This is a genomic window from Butyrivibrio sp. Su6 (genome assembly GCF_900108105.1).
Taxonomy (GTDB): Bacteria; Bacillota; Clostridia; order Lachnospirales; family Lachnospiraceae; genus Butyrivibrio.
Window position 1 is genome coordinate 94,502 of sequence record NZ_FNUR01000009.1, and the last position, 18,913, is coordinate 113,414.

General features: G+C 42.6%; 17 protein-coding genes. All 17 read left to right on the forward strand.

The window, feature by feature from the left end:
* The first annotated feature begins 3 nt into the window (after nt 1-3).
* Nucleotides 4-1,275, forward strand: a complete 1,272-nt coding sequence (locus C4S54_RS10840) for a S41 family peptidase (protein ID WP_103869543.1) — start codon at nt 4-6, stop codon at nt 1,273-1,275.
* A 136-nt stretch (nt 1,276-1,411) separates the two neighbouring features.
* Nucleotides 1,412-2,194, forward strand: a complete 783-nt coding sequence (locus C4S54_RS10845) for a PP2C family protein-serine/threonine phosphatase (RefSeq protein WP_103869544.1) — start codon at nt 1,412-1,414, stop codon at nt 2,192-2,194.
* 2 nt (nt 2,195-2,196) lie between these two features.
* Entirely contained in the window at nt 2,197-3,207 is a 1,011-nt protein-coding gene (locus C4S54_RS10850) for a serine/threonine protein kinase (RefSeq protein WP_103869545.1), read from the forward strand.
* On the forward strand, nt 3,204-3,446 hold the full coding sequence (locus tag C4S54_RS10855; RefSeq protein WP_103869546.1) for a hypothetical protein: 243 nt from the start codon (nt 3,204-3,206) through the stop codon (nt 3,444-3,446). Before C4S54_RS10850 ends, C4S54_RS10855 begins: the two co-directional genes overlap by 4 nt.
* A gap of 97 nt (nt 3,447-3,543) precedes the next feature.
* Entirely contained in the window at nt 3,544-5,538 is a 1,995-nt protein-coding gene (gene uvrB / locus C4S54_RS10860; RefSeq protein ID WP_103869547.1) for an excinuclease ABC subunit UvrB, read from the forward strand.
* Nucleotides 5,539-5,585: 47 nt separating this feature from the next.
* Complete coding sequence (gene uvrA / locus C4S54_RS10865; RefSeq protein ID WP_103869598.1) at nt 5,586-8,462, forward strand: excinuclease ABC subunit UvrA; 2,877 nt, start codon at nt 5,586-5,588, stop codon at nt 8,460-8,462.
* A 223-nt stretch (nt 8,463-8,685) separates the two neighbouring features.
* Nucleotides 8,686-9,678, forward strand: a complete 993-nt coding sequence (locus C4S54_RS10870; RefSeq protein WP_022775430.1) for a rod shape-determining protein — start codon at nt 8,686-8,688, stop codon at nt 9,676-9,678.
* A gap of 62 nt (nt 9,679-9,740) precedes the next feature.
* The gene (locus C4S54_RS10875; RefSeq protein ID WP_103869548.1) at nt 9,741-10,571 is read left to right on the forward strand and encodes a flagellar hook-basal body protein; all 831 of its coding nucleotides are present in this window, start codon (nt 9,741-9,743) and stop codon (nt 10,569-10,571) included.
* Nucleotides 10,572-10,688: 117 nt separating this feature from the next.
* Nucleotides 10,689-11,513 (forward strand): flagellar hook-basal body protein, encoded by an 825-nt coding sequence (locus C4S54_RS10880; RefSeq protein WP_103869549.1) that lies wholly within the window; start codon nt 10,689-10,691, stop codon nt 11,511-11,513.
* A gap of 22 nt (nt 11,514-11,535) precedes the next feature.
* On the forward strand, nt 11,536-11,922 hold the full coding sequence (locus C4S54_RS10885; protein WP_022775426.1) for a hypothetical protein: 387 nt from the start codon (nt 11,536-11,538) through the stop codon (nt 11,920-11,922).
* Nucleotides 11,923-12,005: 83 nt separating this feature from the next.
* Entirely contained in the window at nt 12,006-14,264 is a 2,259-nt protein-coding gene (recD2, locus tag C4S54_RS10890) for an SF1B family DNA helicase RecD2 (protein ID WP_103869550.1), read from the forward strand.
* On the forward strand, nt 14,251-14,970 hold the full coding sequence (locus C4S54_RS10895) for a ComF family protein (RefSeq protein ID WP_103869551.1): 720 nt from the start codon (nt 14,251-14,253) through the stop codon (nt 14,968-14,970). Before recD2 ends, C4S54_RS10895 begins: the two co-directional genes overlap by 14 nt.
* A gap of 20 nt (nt 14,971-14,990) precedes the next feature.
* Complete coding sequence (locus tag C4S54_RS10900; RefSeq protein WP_103869552.1) at nt 14,991-15,398, forward strand: flagellar protein; 408 nt, start codon at nt 14,991-14,993, stop codon at nt 15,396-15,398.
* A 9-nt stretch (nt 15,399-15,407) separates the two neighbouring features.
* On the forward strand, nt 15,408-15,803 hold the full coding sequence (locus tag C4S54_RS10905; RefSeq protein WP_103869553.1) for a hypothetical protein: 396 nt from the start codon (nt 15,408-15,410) through the stop codon (nt 15,801-15,803).
* A gap of 4 nt (nt 15,804-15,807) precedes the next feature.
* Nucleotides 15,808-16,749 (forward strand): hypothetical protein, encoded by a 942-nt coding sequence (locus C4S54_RS10910; RefSeq protein WP_103869554.1) that lies wholly within the window; start codon nt 15,808-15,810, stop codon nt 16,747-16,749.
* A 16-nt stretch (nt 16,750-16,765) separates the two neighbouring features.
* Entirely contained in the window at nt 16,766-17,632 is an 867-nt protein-coding gene (cdaA, locus tag C4S54_RS10915; RefSeq protein WP_200821066.1) for a diadenylate cyclase CdaA, read from the forward strand.
* Nucleotides 17,629-18,906: a CdaR family protein gene (locus tag C4S54_RS10920; RefSeq protein ID WP_103869555.1), complete on the forward strand. Its 1,278-nt coding sequence runs from the start codon at nt 17,629-17,631 to the stop codon at nt 18,904-18,906. Before cdaA ends, C4S54_RS10920 begins: the two co-directional genes overlap by 4 nt.
* The last annotated feature ends 7 nt before the right edge of the window (nt 18,907-18,913 follow it).

Here is an 18,913-nt window from a genome sequence, read left to right on the forward strand (position 1 = left end):
AAGATGGATTATCAGACAGAGTTCGATGAACAGCAGTATCGAGGAAAATTAAACAGAAGATTTATCAGCGGTATATTAGTTGGATGCTTTGTTGCACTGTTTATAAGCGCAGCTGCATGTATGGCATATTTATTTACCTTTAATGCACCAGTCGCGCAGAATACAGCCAGTGGAGACTCAGTCCTTAGTGATGAGACACTGACCAAGATAAATAAAATAGAGTCTGTTATTGATTCTAACTTTTATAAAACCGATGTTTCAAGTGAAGCGAAAGCAAACGGGCTTTATAAAGGTCTTATGGATTCTCTTGACGACCCTTATTCTGTCTACTACACAGAGGATGAACTCACAGAGCTTATGAATGATACGGCAGGTATCTACTATGGCATAGGCGCTTATGTGAGCATGGATCAGACAACATCACTGCCACGTATTTCAGGAGTTATAGAGGGAACACCTGCTGAGGAAGCAGGGCTCCAGACGGATGATATTATCTATGAAGTAGATAAGCAGAGCACACAGGGACTTGAACTGAGTGAAGTGGTATCTCTGATTAAAGGTGAAGAGGGCACTACGGTTCACCTGACAATCCTTAGAGGATCTGACCTTGAAGAGATAGAAGTTGATGTTATGCGTGCTCAGGTTTCAGTTCCTACAGTAAAAACCAAGGTTATGGATGACGGCGTTGGATACCTTCAGATCACAGAGTTTGATGAAGTTACTCCTGATCAGTTTACTGAAGGCATGGCAGAGCTTAGAGCAAATGACATAAAGGGACTTATTATTGACCTTAGAAGTAATCCTGGCGGAAGCCTCACAGCAGTCTGCGACATAGCAAGGCAGCTTTTACCTAAGGGAACTATTGTTTATACCGTTGACAGAGATGGAAACAGAGAAGATTATACCTGCGACGGAACCCATGAGATCGATATTCCTGTAGTAGTACTTGTTAACAAGTATTCAGCCAGCGCTTCAGAAATTCTTTCTGGTGCGATCAAGGATTATGGTATTGGAACACTTGTTGGAACAACTACCTACGGCAAGGGAATTGTTCAGAGAATTTTTGATCTCAAGGATGGCACCGCCATTAAACTTACAGTCAGCAATTACTACACACCAAATGGCAACGATATCCACGGAGTTGGAATTGATCCTGATGTAGAAATTGAGTTTGACGCTGATGCTTATGCAGAGGATAAGACAGACAATCAGCTTGATAAGGCTGTAGAAGTATTAAAAGAAGCTATCGAAGACCTGGAAGAAAAAGCTGGTTGACAATAAAAGAAAATAATAGTATTATGCAAAACTGTGCTACGTCTTAGCACAGTTTTTCTTTTTGGTTTAATTGCTCATTCGAGCGCTTTTTCCAATATTAGAAAGTTAGTTTGTTGTGTTTTTTGAAAGGAATATCATGAAAGTAAAAGCGTGCATTTACACTGATGCCGGTAAGAAACGCGCTGTTAATCAGGACTCGTCTCTTATCAAGGTAGCCAGTGCAGGGAAAATGGGAAGAATATCTTTTGTTGCTGTCTGCGATGGCATGGGAGGACTCTCAAAGGGAGAAGTGGCCAGCTGTAAAGCCATAAGAACACTTGAAAACTGGTTCCATGAAGAGTTGTCTTTGATGCTGGGAATAGACGAAGATAAAATATGGGACGTTATTGAAATATCCTGGAGAAGGCTTCTTGCAGACATAAACAGGGATATAAGACGCTACGGCAAACACAGGGGAATCTGCCTTGGAACCACTTTGACAGCTCTTTTGCAGATTGGAAGAAAATACATGCTCATGAATGTAGGTGATTCGAGGATATATCTGGTGAGCAGGAAAGACGTGCAAAAGATAACCCATGACCAGAGCCTTGTCCAGAGTAAGATTGACAGCGGGGTCATGCTGGAAAATGAAGTTCAAAACAGCCAGGAAAGAAATGTTCTTTTGCAGTGCCTTGGACATGGGAGCGTTCCGCAGCCTCAGATAATAAGGGGAGACATACGGATGAGCACAACAGTTGTCGCCTGCAGTGATGGCCTTTGGAAGACCATATCGGAAAAAGAACTGTTTAGAGCCCTGTGTCCTCAGATGTGCGTGACTTCTGAGGATATGCTGGAGGAATGTAAAAAACTGACCATGACAGCAATAGACCGCAAGGAGCAGGACAATATCACTGTGGCCGCCATGTGCCTGGAGTATTAAAAATGGAGAGATTCAAGATACTAAAAAAGCTTGGGCAGGGCGGAAACAGCGAGGCCTTTCTTGCAAGGGACAAAAGGAGCGGAAATCTTGTGACTTTAAAGTTTGCAAAGAAAGTCCCTGCTTCTGTGGACAACGGCGAGCCGGGACCCTTTGTCGGGGAAGCGGCGATCCTACATGAATTTGATAAAAGAAATTACAAAGAGCTTGTAAAGACAGGAAGAATTCCCTGCCTTGTGGCCTTGGGAAGAGACTATATTGCAGTCACTTATGTGCCGGGAGAGAATCTTCTGGAAATTCTCAAGAAGAAAAGAAAACTTAAGGAGAAACAGGTGATAGGGATCGCGAAAGATCTTTTGACCATATTGAGGACGCTCCATGAAAGCGATATTCCTATTGTCTATAGAGATTTAAAGCCTGCAAACATCATAGTAAACAGCGATGGAAAGGCATGTCTTATTGACTTTGGCGCAGCAAGATTCTATCAGAGGGAGAGAAAGACAGATGATACAGTAAATCTTGGAACCATAGGCTATGCGGCACCTGAGCAGTATGGAAGCCTTGGGCAGAGTGATGAACAGACGGATATATACTGCTTTGGAATGACTATTCTTTCTCTTTTGACAGGGATAAATGCCAAGGACTCCGATGCGCTGAGTATGGCAAGGAGCGGTGCTTTGAAAAACGTATCTCCACAGATGCTGGCTGTTATAGAAAGATGCATAAAGGCTGACAGGGATAACCGTTTTAAAAGCTTAAAGGAAGTAGAAAAAGGCATAAAGATGGTACCCGGAAAAATAATTGCCATAAGGCTTTTAAAAGTAGCTTTAATTGTTGTGGCAGCTCTTTTAACATCGGCAGTGATCACCTTTGGGGCCATGCATGAAGAAAGAGTTGTTCAGGTGATCAAAGATGATATGGAAGTTAGGATCCCGGCAATCAGATACAGATTGTCAATTGCAAGGCAGAGAATAGCTGATCTTGCGGATGCTTTGATAAAAGAGGAGGACATATGATCATTTTTTTATATACATTTTTTGTGGTGCTTGGTGCACTGGTCGTTATCCTGGGAGTAGGCGGAATACTGACAGGACTTGGTGAGAGGAATACAGGTCATGAGATCGAGGGAGAGGCCACGGCGGCAATGTGTACCACCAACCTTTTGGAGGTCAGCGGTGACTTTTCAAGGAATACAATGGACGATTTTGTAATCGAGCAGGACATGGTATATACCTACGATTCCTTTAATCTCTAAGCTAAAGAACAAATGTTTGCATTAGCTGGTTGCTTGTGCTATACTTCCAATACATGAAGTAGCAGATGTATCGCTTTAATTGTTTTGGAGAAAATATATGGGCGATTTTAAGTTAGTGGCTCCCTACGAGCCCACAGGTGATCAGCCACAGGCTATTAAGGCTTTAGTGGATGGCTTTAAACAAGGCAACCAGTTCGAGACACTTCTTGGAGTAACAGGCTCTGGTAAGACTTTTACCATGGCTAATGTTATTGTGGCTTTAAATAAGCCAACTCTTATTATCAGTCACAACAAGACTCTGGCAGGCCAGCTCTATGGCGAGATGAAGGAATTCTTTCCTGAGAATGCAGTAGAGTACTTTGTTTCTTACTATGATTATTATCAGCCGGAGGCGTATGTTCCACAGACAGACACTTATATAGCCAAGGACTCGGCCATCAATGATGAGATAGATAAGCTAAGACTCTCAGCAACAGCTTCCCTTGCAGAGCGCAAGGATGTAATAGTAGTTGCCAGCGTGTCCTGTATCTATGGCCTGGGTAGCCCTGAAGAGTTCAAGGGTATGTCTATATCTCTCCGACCCGGAATGCAGAAGGATAGAGACGATATTATAAAAGACCTGGTGGCTATTCAGTACACCAGAAATGACATGGAACTTGGAAGGTGTAATTTCAGAGTCAGAGGAGATACGGTTGAGATATTCCCGGCGAATGCCGATGACTATCTTATAAGAGTTGAATTCTTTGGAGATGAGATAGACAGGATCACAGAGGTTGAACCTGTGACTGCCAAGGTTAGAAGCGAGCTCACCCATGTGATGATATACCCGGCTTCCCACTATGTTGTACCTCAGGAGAAGATCAATAAGGCCTGCGACAACATAGAAAAAGAGCTTGAGGAGCAGGTGAAGTTTTTCAAGGGAGAGGACAGGCTCATTGAAGCCCAGAGAATCTCAGAACGTACCAACTTTGACGTTGAGATGATGAGAGAAACAGGCTTCTGTTCCGGAATTGAGAACTATTCAAGGCATCTCAACTTCATGGCACCGGGAGAGCCGCCCCTTACACTCCTTGACTTCTTTGACAGAGATTTTCTGATAATAGTGGATGAGTCCCATATGACTATTCCGCAGGTTGGAGCCATGTATCACGGCGATAGGAGCAGGAAACTGACCCTTGTGGACTACGGCTTTAGACTGCCATCTGCACTTGATAACAGGCCTCTTAACTTTGAAGAGTTTGAATCTCATATTGACCAGATGCTTTTCTGTTCAGCAACACCGGGTAAATATGAAGAGGAACATGAACTTCTCCGCACAGAGCAGGTAATAAGGCCCACAGGGCTTCTTGATCCTGAGATCTCAGTAAGACCTGTTGAGGGACAGATAGATGATCTTATTTCTGAGATCAGAAAAGAAATAGATAAAAAGAATAAGGTTCTTGTTACAACCCTTACAAAGCGCATGGCAGAGGACCTTACAGAATATCTTGCTGAGGCAGGCATCAGGGTAAAATACCTCCATTCTGATATCGATACCCTTGAAAGAGCAGAGATCATCAGAGATATGAGACTTGATGTTTTTGATGTTCTTGTAGGTATCAACCTCTTAAGAGAGGGACTTGATATCCCGGAGATTTCTCTTGTGGCCATCATCGATGCTGATAAAGAGGGCTTCCTTAGATCTGAGACTTCTCTTATTCAGACTATAGGAAGAGCGGCCAGAAATTCGGAAGGCCACGTTATCATGTATGCTGATAACATGACAGATTCCATGAAGAAGGCTATAGAAGAGACCAGGAGAAGGCGTGCCATCCAGGAGAAATACAATGAGGAGCACGGCATAACCCCTCAGACCATCAAGAAGGCAGTCAGAGACCTTATTGCTGTTACTAAGGCTATTGCCAAGGAAGAAGTTAAGTTTGAAAAAGAGCCGGAGTCAATGAACCAGGAAGAACTGGAAAAGCTCATTGGACAGGTTCAGAAGAAGATGAAAAAAGCTGCTGCAGAGCTGGATTTCGAGAATGCCGCTATGCTGCGTGACAAGATGATAGAACTTAAGAAAGTTCTTAATGATCTTACCGAAGGTAAATAACTGGTGAGATTTGTTTTAGTGGAGATGTATATATGTCTGAAAACAGAATGACAAAAAAGAATACTACAACCAAGAGAATCCTTCCCACTGATATTCATGATTACATCAGAGTGAGAGGGGCAGCAGAACACAATCTTAAACATGTTAATGTCAAGATTCCAAGAGATACTCTTACAGTGTTCACAGGCCTTTCAGGTTCAGGTAAGTCTTCTCTTGCTTTTGACACTATTTTTGCAGAGGGACAGCGCAGGTATATGGAGTCCTTATCATCCTATGCCAGAATGTTCCTTGGTCAGATGGATAAGCCCAACGTTGAGAGAATAGAAGGTCTTTCTCCCACTATTTCCATTGACCAAAAATCAACCAATAAAAACCCCAGGTCAACTGTTGGAACAGTTACAGAGATCTATGACCATTTCAGAATGCTTTACGCAAGAATTGGTATCCCTCACTGCCCTAACTGCGGACGTGAGATCAGAAGGCAGACTGTTGATGAGATCTGCAATCAGATCATGGCTCTTGGAGATGGCACTAAGCTTCAAATCCTTGCTCCTGTTGTAAGAGGTAAAAAGGGTGAGCATGCCAAGACCTTGGAGAGAGCAGTTCGTGCAGGTTATGTCCGTGCAAGGATTGACGGAAGCCAGTACGAGATTGCAGAAGAAGAGATAAAGCTTGATAAAAATATCAAGCATAACATTGAGATCATTGTGGACAGAATCGTAGTAAGAGATGACAATGAGAACCTCAGAAGACGACTTACAGATTCTGTTGAGAATGCTTTGTCGCTTGCTGAAGGACTTCTGCTTGTAGATGTTATAGATGGAGAGGAACTGAGCTTTAGCCAGAACTTTGCATGTCCTGACTGTGGAATCAGCATATCTGAGATCGAGCCCAGAAGCTTTTCTTTCAACAACCCATTTGGCGCCTGTCCTGATTGCGCAGGACTTGGCTACAAGATGGAGTTTGACGAGGATCTTATGATCCCTGATAAATCTCTTTCCCTGAATGATGGATGTATTGTTGTAATGGGATGGCAGTCATCCAATAAAGAGGGCAGCTTCTCCAATGCTACACTAAAGGCTCTTGCAAAGGCTTATAAGTTCAGCATGGATACTCCTTTCCAGGATCTTCCTGAGAAAGTAAGACATATGCTGGTTTACGGAGCAGATAAAACTGTAAATGTCCATTACAAGGGATCAAGAGGAGAGGGAGATTATCCTATTCTTTTTGACGGCCTTATAAAGAACGTTGAGCAGAGATATAGAGAGACTTTCTCAGAATCAGCAAAGGCTGAGTATGAGGAGTATATGAGGATCACTCCATGTCAGCTCTGCGGTGGACAGAGACTTAAAAAAGAGTCTCTTGCAGTAACGATCGATGATAAAAATATCTATGAGATAACTTCAATGTCCATAGATGACCTGCAGAAATACCTTGAGCAGCTTAAGCTTTCCAGCTATCAGGAAATGGTCGGAGCACAGCTCCTTAAAGAGATCAGGGCAAGAGTAGGATTCCTTGTGGATGTAGGACTTGACTATCTCTCTCTGTCCAGGGCAACAGGAACACTTTCCGGCGGTGAGGCACAGCGTATAAGGCTTGCAACACAGATTGGATCAGGACTTTGCGGAGTTTGCTATATCCTTGATGAGCCAAGTATCGGACTTCACCAGAGGGATAATGACAAGCTTCTTAATACACTTAAGAACCTGCGAGACCTTGGTAATACGCTTATTGTTGTAGAGCATGATGAAGATACCATGAGAGCTGCGGACTATATTGTGGATGTAGGACCTGGAGCCGGCTCAAAAGGTGGAAAAATAGTTGCCTGCGGAACTGCAGAAGAAATCATGCAGGTCAAGGAGTCCATTACAGGACAGTACCTGTCAGGAAAACTTAAGATAGAAGTTCCCAAGACCAGAAGAGAGCCAAAGGGATGGCTTAAGGTTTTGGGAGCCCAGGAGAACAACTTAAGGAACATCGATATCGACGTACCACTTGGGGTACTTACCATAGTTACAGGTGTATCAGGTTCGGGTAAGAGCTCTTTTGTCAATGAGATACTGTACAAACATCTGGCAAGAGACTTAAACAGAGCAAGAGTCATTCCGGGCAAGCATAAAGGCATTGAGGGCCTTGAGCAGGTGGATAAGGTCATTGCTATTGACCAGTCTCCTATCGGCAGAACTCCAAGGTCTAACCCTGCAACCTACACAGGTGTATTTGATATGATCAGAGATCTTTTTGCCGGAACTCCTGATGCTAAGGCAAGGGGCTATCAGAAGGGCAGATTCTCCTTCAATGTCAAGGGCGGACGCTGCGAAGCCTGTGGCGGTGACGGAATCATCAAGATCGAGATGCACTTCCTCCCTGATGTTTATGTACCTTGTGAAGTCTGCGGTGGAAAGAGATACAATCACGAGACTCTTGAAGTTAAGTACAAAGGCAAGAGCATCTATGATGTCCTTAACATGACAGTAGAAGAGGCCCTTGTATTCTTTGAAAATGTAAAGACCATAAAGAGAAAGATCCAGACTCTCTACGATGTAGGACTTGGATATGTAAAGCTTGGCCAGCCAAGTACCGAGCTTTCAGGTGGTGAAGCACAGAGAATAAAGCTTGCCACAGAGCTCAGTAAAGTCGGAACAGGCAAGACAGTTTACATCCTGGATGAGCCAACAACCGGTCTTCACTTCGCAGATGTTCAAAAGCTCGTAAAAATTATGCATGAACTTGTTGAGCAGGGAAATACAGTTGTAGTCATCGAGCACAACCTTGACGTTATCAAGACCGGCGATTACATCATCGACATGGGACCTGAAGGCGGCTCAAAAGGCGGAACAGTCGTTGCCAAAGGAACTCCGGAAGAAGTCGCCAAGTGCAAGAAATCCTACACCGGAGCATATATCAAAAAAATGCTTAAATAGGCATAGGTGCCCCTAAGCGTGAGCTCCTAGTGGCGGCGTTAATATTTTGCTTGAGATTTGGGTAAAGATTTGGAAGGGGATATCCGATATATATAAAAGATGGATAGCCCCTTTTCAATATTTTTTATTTGGTTTATAATCGTAATGATATTATAGGCTAAAGTATTATCCGCTTTTATGCGCTTAGATATATGCTGGTTGTTTTTGAAAGGGGCATTGTAATATGCAGTATGCAGATATTGGAATTGATTTAGGTACAGCGTCAGTCCTTGTTTATATCAGAGGAAAGGGCGTTGTTTTGAAAGAGCCTTCAGTTGTAGCTTATGACAGAGATACAGAGGAGATCAAGGCTATTGGTGAGGATGCAAGACTTATGCTTGGTCGTACTCCTGGTAACATCGTAGCTGTTCGTCCTCTTCGTCAGGGAGTTATCTCTAACTACAAGATCACTGAGCAGATGATGAGATATTTCATCAAGAAGGCTATTGGACGTAGGATCCACAGAAAACCATTCATCGCAGTTTGTGTTCCAAGTGGAGCTACAGAAGTTGAGAAAAAGGCCGTAGAGGATGCAACAAGACTTTGCGGAGCAAGAGATGTTAAGACTATTGAAGAGCCTATCGCTGCAGCTATCGGAGCTGGTATCGACATCACAAAACCATGTGGAAACATGATCGTTGATATAGGCGGTGGAACATCAGATATAGCAGTTATCTCACTTGGCGGAACAGTTGTAAGCACATCTGTTAAGGTTGCCGGAGATGACTTCGATGAAGCACTTGTTCGCTACATGAGAAAGAAACACAATCTTCTTATCGGTGACAGAACAGCTGAAGATATCAAGATCAAGATCGGTTCAGCATATCCAAGAGCTGAGAACGACTATCTTGATGTAAGAGGAAGAAACCTCGTAACAGGTCTTCCTAAGACTGTAAGAGTATCTTCTGAGGAAACAGAAGAGGCTCTTCGTGAACCTACATCACAGATCATTGAGGCTATTCATAGTGTTCTGGAGAATACTCCTCCTGAACTTGCTGCAGATATTGCAGACAGAGGAATTGTCCTTACAGGTGGCGGAGCACTTCTTCGCGGACTTGAAGATCTCATCTATTCTAAGACTGGTATCAACACTATGACAGCTGAGGATCCTATGACTGCAGTTGCTATCGGAACAGGAAGATATGTAGAGTTCCTTGCAGGTTATCGTCAGGACTAAGGTCCAATCCACTGTTCATGGACTGAACAGTTGTAAAGCCAGGATGGCATGAGGAATATTGTATGGTAAAAGGTCTTTACACTGCTTACACAGGAATGATCAACGAGCAGCACAGAATGGACGTGCTCACCAACAATCTTGCTAATGCCAATACAAACGGTTATAAAAAAGAAGGCGCTACTGCACAGGCTTTTTCTGATCAGCTTGCGCTCAAAATTAAAGACTACACTGATGCCCCGTTCACTGCCCGTGGACTGGGCATTATTAATCCCGGTGTAAAGATCGGCGAAGGGTACGTGGACTGGTCGGAAGGACCTATGAAAGAGACAGGCAACACCTTTGATCTGGCTCTTGGCGGCTATGGCTTTTTTGGAATCGAGTATACCAACAAAGCTGTAAACATCGAAAGAGAAATAGCAGGTCAGACCGATATCATGTACACAAGAGACGGAAACTTTACGCTTACAAATGAAGGAGTCCTGGTAACCCAGGACGGAGACTTTGTTTTGTCACAGGATGGAGGACATATTGAGATTGATCCGGCACTTCCTGTGGAGATAAATACATTGGGCGAGATTATTCAGGATGGTGAAGTTGTTGCCACAGTAGGAAGATTTGATTTTGAAAAGGTAACCTATCCTGATGGAAGAATTACCTACAATACATTGGAGCATTACGGCGAAAATATGTACATTCCTACAGATGATGCAACGCAGGTTACATCTACAGCATCGATATACGCCGGCTTTTTGGAGCAGTCCAATGTATCTGTAGTGGATGAAATGGTCAACATGATCGCTGTTCAGAGGAACTATGATACTAATCAGCGAATGATAACCACTATTGACGGCACTCTTGATATTGCAGCTAACCAGCTTGGACGTCTGTCCTAAAAATTAATATTTTCTTTATAAATATTTTTTGAGAATGAGCCGATAAGAGTATAGAAGATGATATTACCAGTCACGGATGACGGTGATGTATGCATTTATCTAGATCGGAGGTGGCTTATGGTAAGAAGTCTATGGTCAGCAGCAACTGGAATGAACGCTCAGCAGACAAACGTAGATACCATATCTAACAATCTTGCGAACGTTAATACAGTTGGCTATAAGGCTCAGGGAGCGCAATTTAAATCTCTTTTGTACCAGGAATTACAGACTGTTACAACCACTTCAAACGGCAATCCAAAACCTACCAATTCACAAGTGGGACTTGGTGTGCGTACTTCAACAATTAATCAGTTCTTTTCCCAGGGTTCATTTCAAAGTAGTGACAATCCGGCGGCACTTGCAATAAGTGGCGATGGTTTCTTTGGATATATGGCAGCAGACGGCGAGACTATAAATTATACGAGAAACGGTAACTTTGTGTGGGCGCTTCAGGAGTCAGGCGGAACTACTCTTGAGCTTACAACAGCAGAAGGAAACCCTGTTCTTGATATCGACGGCGCAGCAATTACTCTTGACGGAGCCATTGCAAGTAGGATCACCATAAGCAGCGATGGCAAGATATATTACCCAGATGATCAGGGAGTTCCTACAGATATGGGGCTTCAAATTGGATTGTGGCAGTTCTCAAACAGAGAAGGCCTTGAAAGGGTAGGAAGCGCAGCCTGGATACAAACAGCAGCCAGCGGCGAGCCTATTCTTGAAAATGACGCGGACAATATAAAGAAAAGTGAGATCGTTCAGGGATATCTTGAAGGATCAAACGTAAATGTAGCTACAGAAATGGTAAATCTTATCGTTGCCCAGCGTGCATACGAAATGAACTCAACTGCGATCCAGACAACTGATGAGATGATGCAGACGGCAAATTCACTTAAGAGATAATAAGGTGAGATAAGGGGAGACTATGGCGGGACTTGATATTAAAGGATTAAATGCAACGGCGCTTACAGATTATGCCATGCAGGAAAGTAAGAATGCCAGCACAATAGCACTTCAGAATAAGCTTCAAAATACCTCCAAAACTTCTACTGATGATGAGCTTATGGAAGCCTGCAAAAGTTTTGAGGCCTATTTCCTTGAGCAGATGTTCAAAGAAATGCAGAAGTCTGTAGATGCTCTTAAACCTGAAACTGAGGACAATGCCACATCAACTTTGGTGGACTTTTTCAAGGATCAGACTCTTCAGGAAATATGCTCAACATCCGTGGATACTCAGAGCAATGGCTTTGCACAGATGCTCTATGAAAATCTAAAGCGCAACTATGACATCCCCGAAGCTCCTTCCACATAAAAGTATAAAAATGTGTCTAAAAGCGTGTAATTCTTAAGAAATCTTAAGAATTACACGCTTTTAATTATGGTATACTACTTTCTATGGAAAAAGAAATAGTTAAGGGATACATAGATCATTTTATATATAAGAACGAGGAAAATGGTTACGGCGTAGTGAACCTTATTGTGAACGAAGAGGAGGTCACCTGCACCGGAACCTTTAAGGATGCAGATGTGGGAGATACTCTCGAGATCGAGGGAACCTACGTTAATCATCCTGTATACGGCCAGCAGCTAAAGGTGAGCTCATACAAGATAACAGTGCCTGATGATGCGGTGTCAATGCAGAGGTATCTTGGTTCAGGCGCTATACGTGGAATTGGAGAGGCACTGGCTGCACGAATTGTTAAAAAATTTGGCGCAGATACCTTCAGGATCATTGAGGATGAGCCTGAAAGACTGGCTGAAATAAAGGGAATAAGTGAAAAGAAAGCCATAGATATTGCCATGCAGATGGCAGAAAAAAGAGAAATGCGAGATGCCATGATCTTTTTACAGAAATATGGTATCAGCAACAATATGGCGGTTAAGATATTCAATAACTATGGAACCAGAGTTTACGGGATCATTCAGGAGAATCCTTATCAGCTTGCTGACGATATAAGTGGAATCGGCTTTAAGACTGCTGATGAGATCGCTGCCAAAGTCGGAATTCGCGTGGATTCTGAGTACCGCATCAGAAGCGGCATTCTTTTTACTTTGCTTCAGAGTTCGCTTGATGGAAATACCTACCTTCCCATGGAAGAGCTTGTTTCCAAGACTGAAGAGCTGCTTGTGCAGACCCCGGACCAGATGATCGATTCTGATAGCATAAGGACTCAGATTCAGAATCTGATGATGGACAAAAAACTCATAGCAAAAAATAATGACAATATTTTCTCTGCAAATTTCTATTACGAAGAGCAGGGATCAGCTGTGATGCTGTCTGACCTCAATATTGCAGAGAATGTATCCCCTGCCGATGAAGAGAGATACAGGCAGAGAATCCTTGATATAGAGAAAAGAAAGAACCTTCAACTTGATGACCTTCAAAGAGAGGCTGTGCTGAAGAGTATCTCAAACGGAATTGTCATAATAACAGGTGGTCCCGGTACAGGTAAGACCACTACCATCAATACAATAATTGAATATTATGCTAGCGAAGGCCTTGATATCCTTCTTGCTGCGCCCACAGGAAGAGCGGCCAAGAGAATGACAGAGGCAACCGGGTACGAGGCCAGAACTATTCACAGACTTCTGGAGGTATCAGGCCAGGTTGGCGATGACGACACCAAGTCAGGAGCAGTAAGGTTTGAAAGGAACAGAGACAACCCTCTTGAGGCAGATGCCATCATTATAGACGAGATGTCTATGGTGGATATTCATCTCTTTTACGCCTTATTGAAGGCACTTGTGCCAGGCGTGCATCTGATCCTTGTGGGAGACAGTTCCCAGCTCCCAAGTGTAGGACCGGGACAGGTTCTTGCGGATCTTATATCCAGCGGAAGATTTCCAACCATATATCTGCAAAAGATATTCAGGCAGGCTGAGGAGAGCGATATCGTTATGAACGCTCACAGGATCCACAATGGCCAGAAGCCGGTGCTTGATAATAAGAGTAAGGATTTCTTTTTCCTGGAAAGAAATGACGCGAATGTAATATACAAGCACATGATCCAGCTCATAAGGGACAAGCTTCCGGGATATGTGGGAGCACAGCCTTATGATATACAGGTTCTGACACCTATGAAAAAGGGCCCCCTTGGTGCAATCCAGCTCAATCTGATCCTGCAGGAGTATCTCAACCCTCCGGATAAGTCCAAAAAAGAGCATGTCTATGGGGAGCTTACTTTGAGAGAAGGCGACAAGGTCATGCAGATAAAGAACAACTACCAGGCTCAGTGGGAAGTTGTTGGAAAGCATAACATTCCGGTGGATTCTGGGCTTGGCGTGTTTAACGGCGATATGGGGATTGTCAGAGAGATAAACGAATATTCCCAGGACGTAGTGGTGGAATTTGATGAGCACAGGAGAGTCAGATATCCTTTTTCCGAACTGGATGAACTTGAGCTTTCCTACGCGATCACTATCCACAAGTCTCAGGGAAGTGAGTATCCTGCCGTTATTATGCCCCTTTTAGGTGGACCAAGGATGCTGCTTAACAGGAACCTTCTTTATACGGCGGTCACAAGAGCCAAGAATACCGTGTGCATTTTGGGCAGCAGCCAGACAGTCCTTAACATGACTGCCAATGAGCAGCAGCTGAAAAGATATACCGGACTTAAAGATAGAATTAGAGAAGTATTTGATGCAGGTAATTGAAAATGTTCTGAATCTCATTTATCCAAGGCGTTGTCCTGTCTGCGACAATGTCCTTAGATATAAAGAGTCTAAAGACCTCGTTCATGAGGAATGTAAAAAGAAAATAAGATATATAGGAAGTCATGTCTGCGCGAAATGTGGAAAACCTTTAAAGCTAACTGACCAGTCCGAATATTGCGCAGACTGTATGGCTATCAGACATAGATTCAACCGGGGATTTTCGGTTTTTAGTTATAGGAGTATCTCCGGATCCATATACAGATTTAAGTACATGGGACGCAGGGAGTACGCTGATTTTTATGCAAAAGAAACTGCAAGAAAGCTTGGGAAAAAGCTAAACAGGCTTGGTATTGATGCAATAATACCTGTTCCCATGCATAAGGATAAGCAGTATTTGAGAGGATACAATCAGGCAGCAGAATACGCTTCCAAGCTTTCGAAGCTGACAGGCATCCCTATGTATGACGATGTGATAGTCAGGACCAGAGCCACCAGACCCATGAAGGAACTGGACCTTCGCGGGCGCCGCAATAATTTGAAAAAGGCTTTTAATATAATAAGAAATGATGTAAAATTTAAGTGTATACTCATTATCGATGACATCTATACAACTGGAAGTACCATTGATGAGATCGCCCATGAGTTTCAGATGGCAGGAGTTAAGGAAATATATTTTCTTACGCTGGCTATCGGGCAAACTACTTAAGATAAATGGAGGTCAGATTTATGAACTTACGGAATTGTTCAAGATGCGGAAAAATGTTTAACTACATTGGTGGACAGCCAATCTGTGAGCCTTGCAAAAAGGCAATCGAAGAGGATTTTCAGAAGGTTAAGACATACATACAGGAAAATCCTACTGCAGATTTAAAACAGATTGCTGAAGATAATGAAGTTACCACCAAACAGATTCAGCAGTGGATCCGTGAGGAAAGACTGATGTTCTCTGAAGGTTCACCGCTTAAGATGACTTGCGAGAAGTGCGGTGATCGTATTTTAACAGGAAGATTTTGTGCTAAATGTAAGGCAAGCATGGCAAATAACCTTAACGATACATTTGCTAAGCCTAAGCCAGCTATCCAGCAGCCGGTTAAACAAGATAAGAAGGCTGGAATGCGCTTCCTGGATACATAAGGAGCAAAAATGTTAAATGAAGACAAAGTCATTTTGATGACCAAAATGGCTGCATTTATGGATCGTGAAGGCAAAAAGAACGGAGCAATCAATTCCTATTTCAGGAGTGATTACATTGGCTTTAATATACTTAAGTCAGTGATCAGCGCAACAGTTGTCTTTGCTATTTGTGTTGGGGCTTATGCTCTTTACGATTTCGAAAATGTTTTATCTAATCTTTACAATACAGATAATTTATTGGCTATTGGCAGGAGGTACCTTATATACTACCTCCTGCTTGTTGGCGTGTATTCTCTTGTTTCATATATTATTTATTCCTATCGTTATTCCAAGATGCGTAAGAATATGAGACAGTATTATGGGGATCTTAAAAAGCTAGCTAGAATGTACGAGAAGGAAAAGTGATATTATGACATCATTATTGGAATTAAAGCAGTATATCAAAAGATTTTATATCAAGAACGAAACATATCTTACATATGTCTGGAAGTTCTTACTTTCACTTATTTCAATTGCAGTTATCAACAATAAGCTTGGATATATGAGCTCTCTGAACAATATGGCGATTGTTCTGATGGCATCACTTTTGTGCGCTATTTTACCTGCGAACTTTATCATTGTTATTTCAGCAGCATTCATTGTGGGACATCTCTTTGCGCTGGCTCCTGAATGTGCGCTGGTCACAGCGATAATCTTTGTCCTTATGTTTTTGTTGTATTTTAGATTTTCACCAAAAGATACTTTGGCAGTTGTACTTACTCCATTGTTTTATTTTATAGGACTTCCTTATGTGATGCCTCTTGCAATGGGACTTTTGGGCACACCTGCTTCAATGGTATCAGTTGGATTTGGAGTAGTAGTAGCATTCCTTATTTCATATTTTTCTTCAAATGCCACAGCTTTTGGAAGTGATGGTGTTGAGGAAGCAGCCAATGAATTCCAGTCTATAGTGTCAGGAATTGTTGGAAACAAGTCAATGATGGTTATGATAGTTGCATTTGCGATTACAATTGTTATTGTATATTTGATCCGCAGATCTTCTGTTGATAACTCTTGGAAGATCGCTATTTCAGCAGGTGCCATATCACTTATTATCTGTATTCTTGTTGGTAATCTTATCTTCGATACAGATATTGCTTTGGCAGGAGTGATAATCGGAACTGTTGTATCTGCACTACTTATGCTGGTAGTTGAGTTCTTTTCATTTAGCCTTGACTATAGCAGAACAGAGAAAGTGCAGTTCGAGGATGATGAATATTACTACTATGTAAAGGCTGTACCTAAGGTTACAGTTTCAACACCTGAGAGAAGAGTTAAGAAAATAAACCGCGCCAGAGAACAGCGCAGATGATCTATAAAGGAACACCATGGAACAAATAGATTTTTTATTTGATTTCAACAGAACAAGTTTGCACATGCCAACTGTGAGATTCTCAGATATACTGGAGATTTTTATTATCGCGTTTCTGGTATATCATATTTTGGTGTGGGCAAAAAATACAAGGCTATGGTCACTTTTAAAGGGTGTCATAGTCATTGTTGTGTTTATTTTGGTTGCAGCTCTTTTTAATATGTCCACCATTTTGTGGATCGTGGAAAGAGTTTTCAGTATAGCTATTATTGCGATGGTTGTTATCCTGCAGCCGGAACTTCGTAAGGCTTTGGAAGAGCTGGGCAGGAAAAATTTCTTTTCCAATGTGTTATCACTTGGTGACCCAAAGACACAGGGAAGATTCTCAGACAGAACCCTGAATGAAATAGTCAGAGCCTGCGTGGAAATGGCTAAAGTCAGAACGGGTGCTCTGATAGTTATCGAGAACAACCATCCTTTAACTGAGTTTGAACGCACAGGAATTGAGGTTGACGGAATAGTAACAAGTCAGCTTCTTATCAATATTTTTGAGCACAACACTCCACTTCATGACGGAGCAGTTGTGATAAAGGGTGACAGGGTAACAGCTGCCACATGTTATTTGCCACTTTCTGACAACATGGGGATAGGTAAGGAACTTGGAACAAGACATCGTGCCGGTGTAGGTGTTTCTGAGGCAACAGATTCTCTTACGATCATTGTCTCTGAGGAAACAGGAAAGATCAGTATCGCTTATGAAGGCGAACTTGAGAGAGCTGTTGACAGCGACAGATTAAGGGAACGCCTGAGAATACTTCAGGATAAACACACTGAAGAGGCACCGATCAAGCACCTTGCCAGAAAGGCAAAGGCGAAAAAATGAAAAAACTTACGTCTAATTGGGGGCTTAAACTCGCTTCACTAATATTTGCTATAATCGTCTGGTTTTTGGTTACCAATATAAATGACCCTGTAACATCGGTCAGATATACTAATATTCCGGTAACGCTTAAGAATACCAACCTTATTACGGATCAGGGCCAGGTTTACACAGTGCTTGATAACACAGATACCATCAGTGCTGTGACGATCTATGCACCAAGGTCAATAATCGATTCGCTCAGCCAGAACAATATCGTAGCAACAGCCGATATTCAGGACCTTTCAAGTCTTAATACGGTCAGCATAAATGTCACTACCAACAAATATAGTGACAAGATTGAGAATATATCTACAAGTAATGATGTGGTCAAGCTCAGTGTAGAGCGCAAGGCTTCTAAGTCTCTTGCAATTACAGCTACTACGTCCGGAAGTCTTTCTGACGGATATGTAATAGGAGATGTTTCAACAGGTCAGAACATGATAAGGATCAACGGACCTGAATCAATAGTACAGACTGTTCAGACCGCAGAGGTTGATGTGGATGTGACTGGATTTACATCCGACATTATCACCAATGCAGATATAGTTCTTTATGATGCTGAAGGCAATCAGGTAGATACATCACAGATCTCCATGAATGCCAAAACAGTCAATGTTAACGTAACTATTTACGGAACCAAGTACGTTCCGCTTAAGTTTACGATAAAGGGCGAGCCGGCAAGTGGCTATGCTCTTACAGGCAAGATTGATACCAATCCTGATCAGGTGCTTATTGCTGGCAAGAACAGCACGATCGCTTCTGTAAAAGAGATTGTTATTGATGATGAACAGCTTGATGTAACAGGACTTACAGGAAACCTCGCATGCACGATCGATGTTGAGGATTATCTTCCAAGCGGAGTTATATTTGGAGATGCTGACTATAACGGTACTGCTGCAGTTGTTGTTCACATTGAAGGTATCACTGAAGAGACCTTTGATGTAGATCTTAAAAATATCTCTATAGCCGGTGAAGTTGACGGTTATAGTGCTGAAATTGAAGATAGCGAGTACGATACTGTCTCACTGACACTTACAGGACTTGTGTCTACGATCAAGAGCGTATCTGCGTCTTCTTTGACAGGAACAGTAGATATTAACAGCTTTATACAGGATAGTGACAATGGGGAGCTTGCAGACGGAACCTACAGCGTCGATGTTGACTGGAACCTTCCGGACGGTGTAAAGACCACCAATACTGTGAGCGTTTATGTGAAAATAGAAAAGAAAGAATAACGAGGTT

Coding starts and splice junctions, on each gene's coding strand:
- C4S54_RS10855 (WP_103869546.1), top strand. CDS start 3,204: ATGATCATTTTTTTATATACATTTTTTGTGGTGCTTGGTGCACTGGTC.
- uvrB (WP_103869547.1), top strand. CDS start 3,544: ATGGGCGATTTTAAGTTAGTGGCTCCCTACGAGCCCACAGGTGATCAG.
- C4S54_RS10885 (WP_022775426.1), top strand. CDS start 11,536: ATGGCGGGACTTGATATTAAAGGATTAAATGCAACGGCGCTTACAGAT.
- C4S54_RS10920 (WP_103869555.1), top strand. CDS start 17,629: ATGAAAAAACTTACGTCTAATTGGGGGCTTAAACTCGCTTCACTAATA.
- C4S54_RS10840 (WP_103869543.1), top strand. CDS start 4: ATGGATTATCAGACAGAGTTCGATGAACAGCAGTATCGAGGAAAATTA.
- C4S54_RS10895 (WP_103869551.1), top strand. CDS start 14,251: ATGCAGGTAATTGAAAATGTTCTGAATCTCATTTATCCAAGGCGTTGT.
- C4S54_RS10905 (WP_103869553.1), top strand. CDS start 15,408: ATGTTAAATGAAGACAAAGTCATTTTGATGACCAAAATGGCTGCATTT.
- recD2 (WP_103869550.1), top strand. CDS start 12,006: ATGGAAAAAGAAATAGTTAAGGGATACATAGATCATTTTATATATAAG.
- uvrA (WP_103869598.1), top strand. CDS start 5,586: ATGACAAAAAAGAATACTACAACCAAGAGAATCCTTCCCACTGATATT.
- C4S54_RS10875 (WP_103869548.1), top strand. CDS start 9,741: ATGGTAAAAGGTCTTTACACTGCTTACACAGGAATGATCAACGAGCAG.
- C4S54_RS10910 (WP_103869554.1), top strand. CDS start 15,808: ATGACATCATTATTGGAATTAAAGCAGTATATCAAAAGATTTTATATC.
- cdaA (WP_200821066.1), top strand. CDS start 16,766: ATGGAACAAATAGATTTTTTATTTGATTTCAACAGAACAAGTTTGCAC.
- C4S54_RS10845 (WP_103869544.1), top strand. CDS start 1,412: ATGAAAGTAAAAGCGTGCATTTACACTGATGCCGGTAAGAAACGCGCT.
- C4S54_RS10870 (WP_022775430.1), top strand. CDS start 8,686: ATGCAGTATGCAGATATTGGAATTGATTTAGGTACAGCGTCAGTCCTT.
- C4S54_RS10880 (WP_103869549.1), top strand. CDS start 10,689: ATGGTAAGAAGTCTATGGTCAGCAGCAACTGGAATGAACGCTCAGCAG.
- C4S54_RS10900 (WP_103869552.1), top strand. CDS start 14,991: ATGAACTTACGGAATTGTTCAAGATGCGGAAAAATGTTTAACTACATT.
- C4S54_RS10850 (WP_103869545.1), top strand. CDS start 2,197: ATGGAGAGATTCAAGATACTAAAAAAGCTTGGGCAGGGCGGAAACAGC.